We start from the raw sequence: 15,194 nt of genomic DNA on the forward strand, positions 1-15,194 counted from the left end.
CCTGTGATTTTGGTTATGCCATCAGTCAACCAGCGAACATATATTCTGGCTGGCGACAAAAGGGCGGCACTCTACCCGAGGCGGGTGAGTGATGGCAAGTCATTGTTATTGATAGATTTGCTGCAATGCGGCAGAAATGAGGCTGGGTGCGGGTTTCGGGGGATTGCGGCCTATAAGGCAAGGGCCACTATTTTCCTCCCTACAACCCTGCCTTGATCTCGAACTCCACCGTCTCCAGCCGATCTCGCAACAGGGACTGCTGATGCGTCAGATGGACATGGTGCAGCGCCGGTTGGGCAGACAAGGCCTCCAGATAGCTGGCCAGCGCTTTGCGATCTCGGGCTTCGCCGCTCAGGACCACACGGCGGTTTTGCTTGTCGGGCACGAACTCCAATAGCTCCACATCGTCCTTGGTTGCGCGCTCTATTGCCACCAGCACGTCTGGCCACGGAAACTCGCGTTCAACCCGCAGTGCCTCCCAGTGCTTGGCTTCTGCTGCGGCTGGCCGCGATACCTGGGTAGGTGCTACGGCTTGTGCTGCGCGTAGCGTCTGGTTACGCAGCGCCAGCTCGTCTGCTGCCTGCCGTTGCACCTGTGCTTGCCATCCCAGTAGTCCCGCCCCAATCAGCAGGGCGCAGGCCAATAGCCCTAGCTGAGTGCCATAACGGCTGCGCGGTTCAAGGTATCCAGAAGTCGATTTCATGATTCAACACCAAGCCATTCTGGCGAAGGTTCGTACCTCGGCCGTCGGCCAACTGGCTGCAATATACCTAGCGGGGATGTCAGCTTCCGGGCCAAGTGGCGACCAGGTATCCACCCGCGCAAAATTGCCGTGCTGAACGCTCAAGCGCCTCAGCAGACGGGTGCCCGCCTCTTGCTCGCTCCGCGTCACCGGTTCGACATCACGGGCTTGCAGCTTGCCCAGTACATAGACCAAGGCGGTGATACGTGTCGGTTCGCGCAATAGCAATAACGACAGGGTCTGCTTGGCCGGGCAGGCATGCAGCGAATAGGCCGCCGCTGACGCTGGCAACACGCCCTGCAGCCGTAGGCCGCGACGTTGCAGGCTGGCACCAAGCTGCTCCAACCACCCAGCCGGCAAGGCATAAGCCAGGCCCTGGGCGCCATAATGGCGGAAATAGGTTGCCAAGACCCAATCCGCCCCTACCTCGATACCCGCTTGCTCAAAGCAGATACGCGCATAGGTCGCCAACTCGCCCGCCTCGGTCAGCTCTGCCTGCCAAGGCAAGGCGATGCTGGCTGCGAGGCTGTCTGATACCGTCAACGCCACACGACTGCCAGGGCGTAGTGCCTTTGTTGGCTTATCCAGCAAGGCATCCAGCGCAAGCAGGTAGTCATCCGGCTGCGGGCAGGCGATTGGCGCTTCTGTGCTGGCCTTGCCTTGCTGCAACCAGCAATGTCCAGAGAACAAGCCCACATGCACGCGATCAGGCCACAAAAGTGACACGATTGACCTCCTGCAAAGTGGTATGCCCATCACGCACCAGTTCCAGCGCAACATCACGCAGGAATCGGGAGCCCTCCTTGCGCGCCTGTTCTTTCAGGGCACGGATGGACGCACGACCAATGATCATTTCACGTATCTCATCTGTCAGCCGCAGCACCTCTGCCACAGCGCGCCGGCCCTTGTACCCAGTGCCACGGCATACCGTGCAGCCCTTCCCTGCCCGGAACCGGTAGGCTTCGGGATCGCGGATGCCGGAGTCCGACAAGAACAGCTCGTCCAACACCACATCCTCGGTGCAGTTCGGGCAATTCTGCCGCACCAGTCGCTGGGCTATCACCCCCGTTAACGAGGAGACAAAGTTATAGGGATCGACCCCCATGTGCATGAAGCGGCCGATCACATCAAAGGTGTTGTTGGCGTGGACTGAGGTAAAAACCAAATGCCCCGTCAAGGCGGATTGCACTGCGATCTGGGCAGTTTCCGGGTCGCGTATCTCGCCCACCAGTATCTTGTCTGGGTCGTGGCGCAGGATCGAACGCAGGCCAACGGCAAAGGTCAGGCCCTTCTTTTCATTGACTGGTATCTGCAGTACGCCGGGTAGCTGATACTCCACCGGGTCTTCAATGGTGATGAACTTGTCCTCGCCATGGTTGATCTCGGTCATCGCGGCATACAGCGTGGTGGTCTTGCCGCTACCGGTGGGGCCGGTCACTAGCATCATGCCGTAGGGCTCCGATGCCAGGCGGCGCAGCAGGCGTATGGTTTCTCCGTCGAAGCCCAACGAGTCCAACGTCAGCCGCTGGACCTGGTCTATCAAGGCCTGCTTGTCCAGAATACGCAGTACGGCATCCTCGCCATGGATGCTGGGCATGATGGAAACGCGGATATCAATATCCCTACCCTTGGCTGCCACACGGAAGCGGCCATCCTGTGGAATGCGCTTCTCTGCAATATCCAGTTCCGCCAATACCTTGATGCGGGCAATCGCCTGCTCCGCCAGTGCCGTGTTATTGACCGTTGCAATACGGTTCAATACGCCATCAATACGGAACTTGATCACCAAGCCCTGTGGCACCGACTCCAAGTGAATATCACTGGCCTCGAAACGCAGCGCATCAAAAACGGTGGAGTTGATCAACCTCACCGCTGGGCTGGCCTCGCCCTGGATAGAGGTCAGTGTCAGGTCGGCGCTGTCGTCACGTGCCAATTCGATGGATTGATCCAAGCCAACCGCCTCGGCCACCGCGCTGAAGGCTGATTCGTGCTTCTCCAGCTCGCCACGCAAGGCATGCGGGTCGGCCAGGTAGATCTCGTGCAAAGGCAGGCCCAGATTGGCCAGCCAGGCACCCACTTTGCTATCCAGTGGTCGCCCCAGTACCGCGCATAGCTGCCCATGCGTGTCTCTACCAACCACCAGCAAACGCTCGACCATGTCGGTATAGGGCACCAGCTCGAAATCCGGCACCACAGGCCAATCGGCCTGCACAGTCAAAGCCGGGTAGCCCGCCAGCTCTGCTGCCACCAGCAACAGCTCGTCGCGTGGCAGATCATGCTGATCGGCCAGCAGGCTAAGCCAATCTGTCGTCATACCGGCAGACTGCTGGGCCAGGTTCAGTTCTTGTAGCGTCAACATCACATAGGCCGTCGGTTACAGTGCATTTGCCAGATCAAATATCGGGGTGTAGAGCATCATGACGATGGCGCCGATGACCAAGCCGATACCAACCATCAGGATAGGCTCGACCAGCCTGCCGGCCATGTCTATCCAGCCGGCGACTTCCTGATCATAGAAATCGGCAATACGTTCCATCATTTCATCCAAATTGCCGGACGATTCACCTGCCAGCAGCAATCTATGCGCCACTTCGGTACTCAGTTTGTTTTCCAGCATGACCAGAGAAATCGACTTGCCTTCGCTGACGCCCTGGGCAGCAATGCGCAAGTCCCCTTGCATGGCGAGCGGTAAGGAAGCCTCGGTCATCTTCATGGCTGAGAGCACGCTCACGCCGCTACGCAACAACATGCCCAAGGTACGGTACAGCCTTGCCAACTGCAGTATCCATACCTTCTCGCCCAGCCAAGGGGTGGACAACATCTGCCGCCCTAGCCAGCCACGCAAACCGGGGTGGACAAGCAGCACGACCAGCCCAACAAACAGGCCCAGCACACCCAGCCAGGCCAGCGCCGTGTGCTCCCGTACAAAGCTGCCCCATATCTGCACGAGTCCGGCGGTGGCGTTCTTTCTGGCGGCCACATCGTCAAATACCGCGCTGAAGCGCGGCACCACGTACAGCATCAGAAAAGCGATCACCAGAAAACCAACGCTCACCAGAATGCCGGGGTAAATGGCCGCCGAGATCAGCTTGCCGCGTATCTCGTCCAACTGTTTCTGGTAGTGCATGAAACGTCGTATTGACGCCCTGACCGTGCCTGTCGTCTCGCTGGCGCGCACCATGGCCACATACAGCGGCGGAAAAACCGACGGCAGGCTGGCCATGGCTTCAGAGAGCTGCTTACCTTGCTGCAAGCCCTGCAACAGCGTGTCGTAAATGGCGCGGTGGCGCCCTGCCCTGTCGTTGCGCCCCAGTATCTCGATGGCATCGACGATGGGCTGGCCTGCCTCCAGCAAGGAGTGCAATTGCTGGTTGAACACCGTCATGTTGAAGGCTCTTGGCCGTCGAGCCAGGCCTGCGCTGATGGTGTTCAATGCCAGCAGACGCTCACCGCTCGATTCAATGAATCGGCGTGCCTCTTCCTCGCTGGCGGCATCCAGCTCACGCAACTCCACCGCCATGCTGGCGTTCAACACCTTGGCCCGAAAACGCATCGCTGCTGGTCCTGGCTCAGTAGCTGGTCACATCGGCATTGTCATCGCTGCCACCCGCTACCCCGTCCTTACCATACGAGATGATCTCGAATTCGCGGTCATTGGAACCGGGCGAGTTGTAGACATAGGCCTTGCCCCATGGGTCCACCGGTACCGCCTTCTTCAGGTAAGGGCCACGCCACTTGGCAGCATCTGCCGGTTTGGCAAACAACGCTGCCAAGCCCTCCGCAGTGGTCGGGTAGCTACCGGTGTCCACGCGGTATTGATCCAAGGCCTTGTCGAAGGCATCGATCTGCGCCTTGACCAGTTGCTGCTCAGAGCGGCCGATCTGGCCAAAATACTTGGGGCCAACAAAGCCGGCCAACAAGCCAATGATCAGCAGTACAACCAGCAACTCCAGCAAGGTAAAGCCCTGCTGGCGATATTGCGACTTACTCATGGTGCTTCTTCCTCTCCAGAGGTAAGGGTGATTCATCGGGCTGCGTCATACTCAGCCCGGGGTAGGTTCAAACACAAACTTCCAGTCCTGATAGCGCTTGGCACCTTCCAGTGCCTGCAAGGCCTCAGGAAAACCACCAGTCTTGATTGGTTGCTCCGTCGAGAGCGAGTACACGCCCTTCACCAGCCCATCCGGCGTCTTGACCAGCCCCCAATCGGCACTCCCAGTCATGGGGTCACGATATAGCCGACGCAGGGGCCGGCGGGTACGGGTTGCGCGATTATCCAGCAGCAAGGCCTGCAAGTCCGGCGGGTATTGCTTGCTGGTCCCGGGCGAGAACTGGTAGTAATCCTTGATCGCCTGCTGGTAGGCCTGGCCGACAAACAGCAGCTCCGCCTCGCGCTCCCGCCTGCCTGCCGTCTTGCTGTGTTCCAGCGCCCGCAGGCTGACCACCAACAGTACTGCCACAGCAAACAAGGCAATCAGGTAGCTGTATCCACGCTGCCGATGCATGCCACTACCACTCGGAATACTTGGTGCCGCTCTTGCTATTGGGCGCCGTGCTACGTACATCGTAAACGCCCCCCAAGGCCGTATCCTCCGGTGCTACTGACTTCCAGCTCGCCGCACTCTCGGTGAGTGGGTCGATGGGAATAGCCCGCAGGTAGCGCTCCTTGACGAGGTCATCCAGCTCTTTCGGGTACTTACCCTTGTCGGTGTAGTACTTGTCTATGGCGTCTCGCATCAGGTACAGGTTCTCGCGCAGTACCGCCTCCCTGGTGCGCTCCAGGTTGTTGAAGTACTTGGGCGCAGCCAAGGACAGCAAGGTAGCGATAATGGCCATGGCGACCAGTAGCTCGATCATGGTGAAGCCTTGTTTACGCATGCTCACCACTCCTTGTAGGGCACGCCATTCAAGCCCCTTTTTTCTGATAGCGAGTACACATCGAAAACATCGTCTCCACTGCGCGGTGCATCGGGGGGTGACTCAAAACTACGTAGGCCCCAGCTAGCCTCGTTCGGGGCCTCGTCATCCGCAAAGAATGGGTCGCGCGGCAGACGGCGCAAGAAGTAGAGCTTGGCACCATCGGGGTTCTTCTTGTCTGTCACCCCATTGACGAGATCCAGCAAGGTCGGCGGATAACCCGACCCATCCAGCCCCACCTCGATACGCCCAGCCGTCGCCGCTGCCTTGTAGGCGTCTATGGCCTGACGCATATCACGCAGCGACCGCCGGAGTTCGTGCTCTTTGCTGCGCTGCACCGTTTTTTCGGCCAGCGGCATGGCCACGGCAGCCATCAAGGCCAATATGGCCAGTGAAGCGAGTAGCTCGATAAAGCTGAAACCCGCCTGGCGAGCGCGTTGACACGACGTGGGCATGCTCAGGGTGCAACGCTCAGTCGATGAATCAAGGGCAAAGCTGGACGACCCACATTGCCGCCACTGGCTATGGGCGTCATGCCGATGACACTGATCTCGGACTCCTGCGCTGCTTGCAGGGGCTTGAGCACCACCATCAATAGCGCACCCTCGCCCTTGGCGCCTGCGGCTTCTGCGCTGGCCGTACCGACTGATACACGGCCACTGGCCTTGTCTATCAACTGGCTGAAATTGGATTTCCCAGCCTTGCTGAAGTATTCGCCCTCCTTGACCGACACCACTTCAAACAGTGACTTGTCGTAAGCCAGTTGCAGCGGCGCCGCACGTAAGGCCTCAGCGCTATCCAGGTGCAACACCAGCGTCATCGGCTCGCCCACCTTGGCCGCTGCAGGGCCCTTCCACTGCAGCTTGACGCCCGGCACAACCGCCGGTGCGGGTTCGGCGCTCGCTGGCGTAGCGGGTGCGGCCGGCGTCACGGCAGCCGGCCTTGCTTCCTCAGCAGGCTTGGCGGGCACAGCATTCGTCGGGGCGGTCTCCAGGCTGCGCAGTTGCAGGGGCTTGAGCCGCAGATTGGCCTCGGTACCCGACCAGAACGACTCTGCAGCCGGTTCCTTACGCTGGGCATTGCGTATCAGCCTGGGCGTAATCGACAGAATGATTTCGGTCTTGTTACCGCTATCAGACTGCGACGAGAACAAGCGCCCCAACAGCGGCACATCCCCCAGCAGCGGGATACGGCTGGCCGAAGACCGATCTTCATCGCGTATCAGCCCTGCCAGCACCTGTGTTTCACCATCCTTCAGGCGCAACACGCTATTGGCGGTACGGGTACCTATCTCATAGGCCAAGGCCCCTCGGGCCGTCTTGATCGAGTTCACGACATTGCTGACTTCCAGACCGACCTTGATGCCGATCTCGTCACGCATATGCACATCCGGCTCGACTTCCAGCTTCAGCCCCACATCCAGGTACTGGACATTTTCGGAGATAAAACCATCCGACGTGGCAGTCGTCGTCACTACAGGCACCTTGGAGCCAATCATGATCTTGGCCTTTTCCCTATCCTTGACCCGGATACGCGGATTGGCCAGCAGATTGGCATCACCATCGTTCTTTTCAAAACGGGCCGTCACACTGGGCAAGGTCACGCCCAGATTACTGGAGTTCAGGTTTTTCAGCTCGCTCAGCTTGTAGAGTATGGGCGACGATTCGGAGCCATCGCCGGTCGAGTTGCCGCTATTGGCAAAGGGCCGCACGGTCAGCGACTTGGGCAGATCGATGCCCAGTTCCAGCATGCGAGTGCGGTTGACCTCCAGCACCTCGACTTCCAGCATCACCTCCGGCTCGTCCAGATCATGCAGGGCAATCAGCTTCTCGGCCAAAGCGATGGTGTCGGGCGTTTCGCGCAACATCAGCATGTTGAGCTTGTCGTCGACAAACACTTCCTTGATCTTGAGCATGGATTTCAGCAAGCCGGCGGTCTGCTTGGCCTCGGCGGTAGACAGATAGAATGCCCGCACCACCAGGTCCTGGTACTCCTTGGTCTTGGCCGAGGTATTGGGGTAGACCAGCACGCTGGTGCTGTTCAGTATCTTCTTGTCCAACTGGTTGGTAGTCAGGATCACATCGATGGCGTCCTCCAGCGTGGTCTGCTTGAGGAACACCGTGGTGCGCTGGTCGCTTTTGACTTCTCGATCAAAGATGAAATTGATCCCTGTCGTGCGCGACAAGGCCTCGAACACCATCTTCAGGCTGGCATCGCGAAATTCCAGGTTGATGGGCTTCTTGTACAGATTGCTCAAGCTGGGGGTGGAGATCAGATCCTTGGCCTGGGCCGCATCCAGCTCGCGCTTCAGTGCCAGCGCATCGGAATGACCGGGGTGGTTCTCCAGTGCCCTGCCCAGCAACTGTGCGGCCTGGCTGCTGTCGCCTTTTTTAAGGGCCTCGCGCGCCTGCAGCGCTTGCTCATCGGCCTGCTTGAGCCGCAGTAAGCTCTCCAGCCCAGCCGTGGCACGGGCGTGGCCACGTTCATACTTCAAGATCAACCGGTAGTGCTGGGCCGCGTCTTCCAAGCGCCCCTCCGCGGTCGCCACCTCGGCCTGCGCCAGCAAGCGGCGCGTTGCCACTTCGCGGTTGCGCAGCCAGTCCTTGCGGTAGATCACGTCCTCGGGGTCCAGTTCGGCAGCCTTGCCCAGCTCTATCACCGCCTCGTCGTACTTACCCTTGTCCATCGCCTCCAGCCCGGTGCGATGATGGTAATCCGCCGCGCAACTGCTCAGCAGCAGCAAAACACCGGCAGCAACGGCCGGTGCAGGGTTGATTTGCGCTGTCGTGGGCATCGCAGTACGTACAGCGCTCAAGAAATCAGATAACAGCATGGCAATCGATTATTCCGATGCAGGCAGGGCAAGCTGCTGCTTGTCGCCCGTCGGCAAGTATTCAAATTCGATACGCTGGGCATCCATGCCCAGCACCTTATACGTCGCCCCAAGGGTTTCCCCCACTCGGGCAATCAGGGTTTGTTCGCCCTGGCTCAGATACACCACTTGCTCACCACCATCATGCAAGCGCCCCATGAATTTGAACGGCAACGGTGGCGGCCCGGCCGGCTCTACCGGCAAGGCCGGCGCCACCACGACGGGCGTGGGGGTGACCACGGGTAGCGGCGGTGCCTGCCAGTTACGTGGCGCAAACGGATTGGCCGCCATGGCCGGCATGGCGACTTGGCCAGGCTGGCCGGTAGAGGCTTCCTGCGTGCGCGGCGAAGGCGTGGTCGGCTGGCGACTCACAGGCGCCGCAACAACTTCTACCGTCGACGACGGTGTCGCCACTTCTGCCACGGCAACATCGTCTACCGGGTAAACCATGGCAACCACTGTCCCCGCAAGCAAGGTCAGCCAAAGCGCCCAGCGCTTTTGCTCTGCCTTAATCACTGCGAACCTGACGGTAAAATGCCGATAGCGATACGTCGCAGCTCAGTTCCGCCACGCCGATATCCTCTCTGCTGCAGTGGATACCATCCAGCGTCACGTTTGCCATGCCGACGCGCAGACCATCCACAAATCGCCGTATTGCGGGGTAATCCGCCGACACCGACAGGCTGGCGCGATAGCGCAGATAAGGTAGCTTGCCTTTGTCGTCCAGGGTAAAGGTCACCTCATCCAACGGTAGCTTGGCCGCATCGGCAGCCTGCTGCAGATCGCCCATCAGTTGCGCGCTATTGAACACTGGGAAAACCGGCACCGCGTTACCAGGCAAGGTAACCACGGGCGCAGCCTTCGAGGCAGTACCCAGCGCGCGACGCGCGTGCTCGGCCTTGCCCAACATGTGGCTGCTATGGGCATAGAACACGGCAGCACTCCCCAAGCCAACCAGGGCCAGCAGCAAGGCGGCAGTAGCCCAAGGCTGCAAACGTAGCTGGCGGCGCAGGTAAAAAAGCCACTGGGCAGGGAGGTTAGACAGGGTCAAGCCGATGATCCCGGGGGGAAGACAAAGGGCGGGATTATATACAGACGCAACTCTAAGTGTCTATAAAATAAGGGGTTTTACGAGAATCAACCCGGGGTGGGTTTCAGCTAACACTGAGACAACATGGTGTGCTCAGTGAGCCGAATCTCAGTCGGGGTCACTGCCGTGCGGGCGTTCGTCCGGCAGTCTGCCGACCCGCATCCGACCCTGTGGTGGACGGAACATGCTGGTTGATACAGGACTGACCGCGCATGACTTGATGCTATTGGCCCGCTTTGCGGGTTGGGAAATTGAGATGAGGGGATTGCGGGTTCGGTACAAACCGCCCCTCAAAAGACTTTGAACAGGCTCCAAGACACTGCTGCACTGTGGCAAGCCCGCAACATTACTTCACGAGCCCAAAGCCGTCTTTTAGCCGCCCTACAGGGCAGAATTGCCTATTTTTCGGGCAAATTAAGCAGCTTTTGGCAATTTCTGACGTACTCTAAAATACCTCAATCAGATTTTACCTGGCACATCGCTCGTACAGACAAACAGATTTCTTATATTATTTTCCCTCCCTCCAGACTTGAAATATTCACAATTAGTGCCTGAGTGGATATTAATCCCGAACTTTCCTAAAAATAAAATAGAAATAAAAATGAAAATAACCACACCCCCCACATCTACGTAATCACTTATCGATGCATCACAAAGGACCAGGTTTTAAAAATCCCCTAAAACCTCCTCTTTTGCTTTCCATCCAAAATGTGGTTATGATGATTTCAATTCATTTTTTTCAATGTAGATATGGAACAAACAGTAGCCACTCTCTTGAGGTCAGCACGGACAATACGTTCGATCTCGCAGGCACGGCTCGCTTATATGCTGGGTTGCAGTCAGTCTCGGATTTGCTTGATCGAAGCAGGGCTAGCTGACGTTATTTCGCCCGACGAGATTGGTGCTTTTTCGAAGGCACTCCAGCTGACGAAACTTGAAGAGTCAGCCCTAAAAGAAGCCTTTTATCTCACTTCCAGCTCCTTCAAATTTCCACCGGACATGGCGCCCAAATGTGCGGGGCTCATTCGTTTTATTCTGGCCCACCACCGGGAATTAACGGATCAGGCGATTCAAGCTGCCTCCCTAGATTTGGGATCACTGCAAAAATGATACCCATCGACAATCGTCAAGTTACCTAGGAGAACTAAATGTAAAGCGCACCTACTGGACTGAAAATTTCAGCCAATTGCGGTACCTATTGTTGGTGTGGGCAGAAAGCCAAAACCCCCGGTTGCTCCAATCAGTTCGCAGCTGATAGGCCGGGGGTCGAGACCGAAAAAGTAGTGATCCTTTTCTGTCATCATCTTGGCTCCACTGGTTCTGGGTGTCAAGCCGTTTCGCGGCTTGCTGCCCTCCCTCACCCCTACGTTTCGTCGCGGGGCAACCCGCCAGTGAGGAAGCCATGTCTCGAAATTCATGCCTGTTGGCAATGCCAACGAGCGCCCGTGCAGCGTTCCAACCCACATGGGGGGAACTGCCATGCTGATTTCCCCCGCGCGCAAAATCCACAATCGCGGCTTGGTCAGAATCGTCGGTCTGTTCACCAGTGCTCGCCTTGGCCTGCAAATGCCCTTCGAATCTCAGCTCGAACGAGATTTGCTGATCCATCTCGAAGCAAATCTGGGGGTTCAACACTTTGAAACCCAGCCCCAGAGCTTCCAATACATTGATGCAGACCAAACTGTTCGAACATATACCCCTGACGTCCTGATCCATTGGGTTGACTCAGACCGACTGCCAACGCTGATCGAAGTAAAGCCATTTGAGAAAACTCAGACTCCGGAATTTAGGGTCTGGGAAGAGCTGATTCGCAGGTACTTCGGCTGGCTTGGCTTCGAATTCCGCGTCGTCACAGAGCGTGAGATCCAAACCGATGAACTGTACAAGCTCAGGCAGTTGTTGCCGTATTCCCGGCACGGGGTATCTGTATTCAACAGAACCACCGCAGCGGCAGTACTACAGCTGGCTGGCGGCGTGCTGTCGGCCCAGGTACTTGCATCCCGACTAAACCCGCAGGGGCTAGACCTTGGCCACGTCCTGGCGCTGCTATTTTATGGTCAGCTTCAAGCCAACTGGGTAACCACATCTTTGTTGAACTTGCCAGTCTCGTTAGCGGGAGGCAGCCATGAGTGAAGCCATTACTCCATTCATTGGCCTGCGCCTTTCGTTGCGGGGGCACCCCTACTTAGTCGTCCATGCGACAGACCATGTCGTGAGTCTGAGCGCCGAGAAAGGCGTAGCGCACAGAACCTTCGCAATTGAGGATTTCCATGACTATTGCAGCAGGTCACTTATCCACTTGCATCAAGACCAGCGGATTATGGTCCGCGATGATGGATTGGCACCGCTGCTTTCGCTTCTGCCCGAGGCGCACCAAGCGGAGGTGCGGCGAAAGCTACGCTACGTCAACCAAGTATTAGCTGATTGCCTGTATGTCTCAGCTGCGCGGGAGATAACGCAGGTTATTGCGCAGGTCGCCGAGCGCTGGGCAGATGCTGCCGCACCCTCGGTTACGACGATCTGGCGTTGGGTCCGTGCCTACCTGGATTCCGGCAAGGACCCCCTTTCATTGGCTCCACGCCATGCATGCAAGGGAAATCGACAGCGGCGATTCCCACCCGAGCTGTGGGATCTTTTCCTTCAGGCTGTCGACGAAGCCTTCTTGAAGCCAGAGCGACCTACCCGCCTGCAGGCCTACGACCACTTTGAAGCCTTGATGCTAGCTTGGAATCGGGCCAATCCGCAAAACCGCCTGAAGCTATGCTCTTACGCGGCGTTTGGCGACTGGATCGCCAACCAACTCGACCCTTATGTGGTGATGGCACGGCGATACGGCGTGGCAAAGGCGCGCCGACACTTCCGGCGCCACGATGCGGCTCCTGCTTCGACATACCCGCTGGAGCGGGTTGAGATCGACCACACGGTGTTGGATCTCCAGGCTGTCGATTCGACAGGCAACGTGATCGGCAGGCCAACACTGACCATCGCGATTTGTCGTTTCAGTCGCATGATTTTGGCCGTGCTTGTGACCTTTGAATCACCCGCCGCATCATTAACGCTGCGCTGCGTGCGCGAGATGCTGAGTGACAAGTCGCACTTGCTACTCGCTAGCAAACTGCTGGAGGGGGTGGAATGGCCTGCGTCAGGACTACCAACCTGGCTTGTCGTAGACAACGGCCCGGATTTTCACGCTACCGCGTTCAAGGCGGCCTGCGACAACTTGACAGTCCAGCTCCAATATTGCCCGCCGGGTTTACCCTGGTTCAAGGGTGTCGTAGAACGCTTCTTTCGGACGCTCAACGTCGGACTGATCCATCGCTTGCCTGGCACCACACGCTCCAATCCCACTGATCGTGGTGCCTACCCGTCGGAAGAACGGGCACTCCTAAAGCTCGACGAGATTCGCACCAAGATTCACGAGTGGCTGTTTCTGGAATACCGCCATCGTCGCCACAGCGAACTCGGTTGCTCGCCGCAGCAGGCTTGGGACGCCGGCGTCGCCGAGCACCCGATTGTGCCGGCATCAACAGTCACCAACCAAATGGAAGCAGCCCTGGCACTGGTCAAACACCTCAGTATCAGCGGGTCGATGCTGCGCACATGCGGGCTCACCTACACAGCTGATTGCCTGCCCTATTTGAAGGAGCGTGTGGGCGCATCCAAAGTCGAAGTTCGGATTGACCCAGAGGACGTGCAACGCGCCTTCGTTTTTGACCCCGATAAGAAAGTGCTTGTCGCGCTACGGCTGCTAACCGCTATAGCGCCTGACACTAGCTTCGCAGTTTACCAGCTACAGCGTAAGACGATCCGACGGGATCTGCCTCTGAGTCAACGCCTTAGCGATAGAGCCTATGTTGAGGGCGTTCACCAGCTGAATCAGGAAATCCAAGAGCTTCAGGATACGGCCTCGCGGCAGCAAAAACAGAAAAAGTCCAAGTCGCCCAAGGCTCCCAAACCGCAGAAGGGATCGCTGTGCGCTGGGGCGACCCGCAAGCAGCGCGAAGTTATAACCGGTGGCGACAACAAACCCGCGTGGTCGCGGCGCCAAACCCCGAACATCGTTCCCCAAGGCGATCTCCGCGATGGCGGCTGGTCGACTGGCACGCTCTAAGCATAGGTATACAAAATGCGAGAACTTTCCGAAGAGGCGTTGGCTCGCCTGTCCTCCGTCGGCACCGCCTTTGTTGGCTACCCGCGGTTCAATAGCTTGTTGCGTGAAATCGAGATTTGTCACCGTGAATCGGCTTTCACACATGAGCCGATTAGTATGCTGATCACGGGTGAGAGTGGCGTCGGCAAGACGACCCTGATCAAGCAGTACGCGAAACAACACCCGCGGCAAGAAGAAGCAGAACGCTCCCGGATCCCTGTAATGGTGACGTCGGTTCCGGTTCCTGCCGACATCCGCGGGTTGGCAGCACAAATGCTCCGTGCGCTCGGGGCCCACTTGGTAGAAACCGGTAGCGCCGCCTATCGGACCGAACGACTCATTCAGATGATCGCTGCGTGTGGTGTAGAGCTGATTTTCTTGGACGAGTTTCAGCATCTGGTCGAACGCGCGACGCCCAACAAAATCCGCGCGGTATCGGATTGGGTCAAGACGCTCATCAACGAAACCGGCACGCCGATCGTACTGCTAGGCATGCCATCGGCCGCCTCATTGGTCCAAGAAAACGATCAATTGCCACGCCGCTTCCGTTTCAAACGAAGCTTCGAGCCCTTTCACTGGCACTACGATCGTGAGGAGTTTCGCCTAACCATTGATCGACTGGATCAGGCCTTACCGTTCGAACTACCGTCGGCACTTGGCGGGGCAGCCCTCTTACCACGCATATTTTTGGCTTGCCGAGGCCGGTTCGGTTTTCTCAACAATCTTCTTTATGAGGCCGCACGCCATGCAATTTCGGACGCCAGCGCACGTATCGAAGTGCACCATCTTAGCCGTGCATATGACCTAGTGTTGGTAGCGGATGCGCCAAACGCGGCAAATCCTTTCGACTTGTCTGAGGGGCGTGTCGAGAGTTGGTTGGAGCAGTTGATGGCAACCACCACGAAAGAGACCAAATGCTAATCGTGCGACCCGCGCCCTTCGAGGGCGAGAGCCTGCCTGGCTATTTGCTGCGGCTGGCGACAGCCAACGGTCTGCCTGGCCTCGCCCCAATCGCAAAATTGGCGTGCATTCCGGTCCCAGCCATTGGGCTAGGTGCTCTGGGACAGACTTGCCTTAGCTCCGAGGCACTTGCAAAGCTAAATCAGCTTACTGGCGTGTCACAGTCAAAGCTTGCGGCCCTGTCAACTGGGCTGAAAGTACAGTGGAAACGAGTCAGCAGCGCGTCATGGCAGGATAAATTAGAGCTGCCACTTACTGCCTTCCGTACAACGAACGCAGCTGTTTGCCCCAGTTGCCTACGCCAAGCGCCATACTTGCATATCAACTGGCAATGCAGCTTAGCTGTCTACTGTGTTAAACACCGCACACTCCTCGTGGATAAGTGCCCGAAATGTACACAGCCTATTTCTTGGAGTCGCCACCATCATTTGATATGCGGTTGCGGTCAAAAATTAAGCGACAT

15 protein-coding genes and 1 pseudogene are annotated in these 15,194 nt (G+C 57.8%); 5 read left to right on the forward strand and 11 right to left on the reverse strand.

Annotated elements, in window-relative coordinates:
- Positions 1-199: 199 nt before the first annotated feature.
- From QQK16_RS12295 to QQK16_RS12345, 11 genes are read right to left on the reverse strand one after another with little or no spacing between them, the layout of a single operon-like run.
- On the reverse strand, positions 200-703 hold the full coding sequence (locus QQK16_RS12295; RefSeq protein ID WP_284196760.1) for a PilN domain-containing protein: 504 nt from the start codon (positions 701-703) through the stop codon (positions 200-202).
- A 3-nt stretch (positions 704-706) separates the two neighbouring features.
- A complete protein-coding gene (locus tag QQK16_RS12300; RefSeq protein WP_284196761.1) occupies positions 707-1,468 on the reverse strand; it encodes a hypothetical protein in 762 nt (253 codons plus the stop codon).
- Positions 1,449-3,101 (reverse strand): GspE/PulE family protein, encoded by a 1,653-nt coding sequence (locus QQK16_RS12305; protein WP_284196762.1) that lies wholly within the window; start codon positions 3,099-3,101, stop codon positions 1,449-1,451. The genes QQK16_RS12300 and QQK16_RS12305 overlap by 20 nt, the downstream gene beginning before the upstream one ends.
- Before the next feature lie 15 nt (positions 3,102-3,116).
- Complete coding sequence (locus QQK16_RS12310; RefSeq protein ID WP_284196763.1) at positions 3,117-4,295, reverse strand: type II secretion system F family protein; 1,179 nt, start codon at positions 4,293-4,295, stop codon at positions 3,117-3,119.
- A 16-nt stretch (positions 4,296-4,311) separates the two neighbouring features.
- Entirely contained in the window at positions 4,312-4,734 is a 423-nt protein-coding gene (gene gspG, locus QQK16_RS12315; protein ID WP_284196764.1) for a type II secretion system major pseudopilin GspG, read from the reverse strand.
- 51 nt (positions 4,735-4,785) lie between these two features.
- Positions 4,786-5,247 carry a type II secretion system protein gene (locus QQK16_RS12320; RefSeq protein ID WP_284196765.1) on the reverse strand — a complete coding sequence of 154 codons (462 nt, stop codon included), beginning with the start codon at positions 5,245-5,247 and terminating at the stop codon, positions 4,786-4,788.
- Between the two features lie 4 nt (positions 5,248-5,251).
- The gene (locus QQK16_RS12325; RefSeq protein ID WP_284196766.1) at positions 5,252-5,620 is read right to left on the reverse strand and encodes a type II secretion system protein; all 369 of its coding nucleotides are present in this window, start codon (positions 5,618-5,620) and stop codon (positions 5,252-5,254) included.
- A gap of 2 nt (positions 5,621-5,622) precedes the next feature.
- Positions 5,623-6,114 (reverse strand): type II secretion system protein, encoded by a 492-nt coding sequence (locus QQK16_RS12330; protein WP_284196767.1) that lies wholly within the window; start codon positions 6,112-6,114, stop codon positions 5,623-5,625.
- 2 nt (positions 6,115-6,116) lie between these two features.
- Positions 6,117-8,492, reverse strand: coding sequence for a cohesin domain-containing protein (locus tag QQK16_RS12335; RefSeq protein ID WP_284196768.1), 2,376 nt, complete (start codon positions 8,490-8,492; stop codon positions 6,117-6,119).
- A 9-nt stretch (positions 8,493-8,501) separates the two neighbouring features.
- Positions 8,502-8,981 carry a hypothetical protein gene (locus tag QQK16_RS12340; RefSeq protein ID WP_284196769.1) on the reverse strand — a complete coding sequence of 160 codons (480 nt, stop codon included), beginning with the start codon at positions 8,979-8,981 and terminating at the stop codon, positions 8,502-8,504.
- A 58-nt stretch (positions 8,982-9,039) separates the two neighbouring features.
- Positions 9,040-9,582, reverse strand: a complete 543-nt coding sequence (locus tag QQK16_RS12345; RefSeq protein WP_284196770.1) for a hypothetical protein — start codon at positions 9,580-9,582, stop codon at positions 9,040-9,042.
- A 789-nt stretch (positions 9,583-10,371) separates the two neighbouring features.
- Here QQK16_RS12345 and QQK16_RS12350 point away from each other — a divergent pair.
- The 5 genes and pseudogenes from QQK16_RS12350 to QQK16_RS21315 all read left to right on the forward strand — a co-directional run.
- Complete coding sequence (locus QQK16_RS12350; protein WP_284196771.1) at positions 10,372-10,731, forward strand: helix-turn-helix transcriptional regulator; 360 nt, start codon at positions 10,372-10,374, stop codon at positions 10,729-10,731.
- 369 nt (positions 10,732-11,100) lie between these two features.
- The gene (locus tag QQK16_RS12355; RefSeq protein WP_284196772.1) at positions 11,101-11,754 is read left to right on the forward strand and encodes a Tn7 transposase TnsA N-terminal domain-containing protein; all 654 of its coding nucleotides are present in this window, start codon (positions 11,101-11,103) and stop codon (positions 11,752-11,754) included.
- Positions 11,747-13,732: a Mu transposase C-terminal domain-containing protein gene (locus tag QQK16_RS12360; protein WP_284196773.1), complete on the forward strand. Its 1,986-nt coding sequence runs from the start codon at positions 11,747-11,749 to the stop codon at positions 13,730-13,732. The genes QQK16_RS12355 and QQK16_RS12360 overlap by 8 nt, the downstream gene beginning before the upstream one ends.
- Before the next feature lie 15 nt (positions 13,733-13,747).
- Positions 13,748-14,692 carry a TniB family NTP-binding protein gene (locus QQK16_RS12365; RefSeq protein WP_284196774.1) on the forward strand — a complete coding sequence of 315 codons (945 nt, stop codon included), beginning with the start codon at positions 13,748-13,750 and terminating at the stop codon, positions 14,690-14,692.
- A pseudogene (locus QQK16_RS21315) lies at positions 14,686-15,093 on the forward strand (TniQ family protein); the annotation flags it as partial. The gene QQK16_RS12365 and the pseudogene QQK16_RS21315, both read left to right, overlap by 7 nt.
- Between the last annotated feature and the right edge of the window lie 101 nt (positions 15,094-15,194).

Source organism: Chitinimonas prasina, from assembly GCF_030160395.1.
GTDB classification, from domain to species: domain Bacteria; phylum Pseudomonadota; class Gammaproteobacteria; order Burkholderiales; family Chitinimonadaceae; genus Chitinimonas; species Chitinimonas prasina.

What these genes read in the sequence shown, in the direction of transcription:
- QQK16_RS12295 (WP_284196760.1), bottom strand. Translation starts at nt 703, where the DNA reads ATGAAATCGACTTCTGGATACCTTGAACCGCGCAGCCGTTATGGCACT.
- QQK16_RS12305 (WP_284196762.1), bottom strand. Translation starts at nt 3,101, where the DNA reads ATGTTGACGCTACAAGAACTGAACCTGGCCCAGCAGTCTGCCGGTATG.
- QQK16_RS12310 (WP_284196763.1), bottom strand. Translation starts at nt 4,295, where the DNA reads ATGCGTTTTCGGGCCAAGGTGTTGAACGCCAGCATGGCGGTGGAGTTG.
- gspG (WP_284196764.1), bottom strand. Translation starts at nt 4,734, where the DNA reads ATGAGTAAGTCGCAATATCGCCAGCAGGGCTTTACCTTGCTGGAGTTG.
- QQK16_RS12320 (WP_284196765.1), bottom strand. Translation starts at nt 5,247, where the DNA reads ATGCATCGGCAGCGTGGATACAGCTACCTGATTGCCTTGTTTGCTGTG.
- QQK16_RS12325 (WP_284196766.1), bottom strand. Translation starts at nt 5,620, where the DNA reads ATGCGTAAACAAGGCTTCACCATGATCGAGCTACTGGTCGCCATGGCC.
- QQK16_RS12330 (WP_284196767.1), bottom strand. Translation starts at nt 6,114, where the DNA reads ATGCCCACGTCGTGTCAACGCGCTCGCCAGGCGGGTTTCAGCTTTATC.
- QQK16_RS12335 (WP_284196768.1), bottom strand. Translation starts at nt 8,492, where the DNA reads ATGCTGTTATCTGATTTCTTGAGCGCTGTACGTACTGCGATGCCCACG.
- QQK16_RS12340 (WP_284196769.1), bottom strand. Translation starts at nt 8,981, where the DNA reads ATGGTTTACCCGGTAGACGATGTTGCCGTGGCAGAAGTGGCGACACCG.
- QQK16_RS12350 (WP_284196771.1), top strand. Translation starts at nt 10,372, where the DNA reads ATGGAACAAACAGTAGCCACTCTCTTGAGGTCAGCACGGACAATACGT.
- QQK16_RS12355 (WP_284196772.1), top strand. Translation starts at nt 11,101, where the DNA reads ATGCTGATTTCCCCCGCGCGCAAAATCCACAATCGCGGCTTGGTCAGA.
- QQK16_RS12360 (WP_284196773.1), top strand. Translation starts at nt 11,747, where the DNA reads ATGAGTGAAGCCATTACTCCATTCATTGGCCTGCGCCTTTCGTTGCGG.
- QQK16_RS12365 (WP_284196774.1), top strand. Translation starts at nt 13,748, where the DNA reads ATGCGAGAACTTTCCGAAGAGGCGTTGGCTCGCCTGTCCTCCGTCGGC.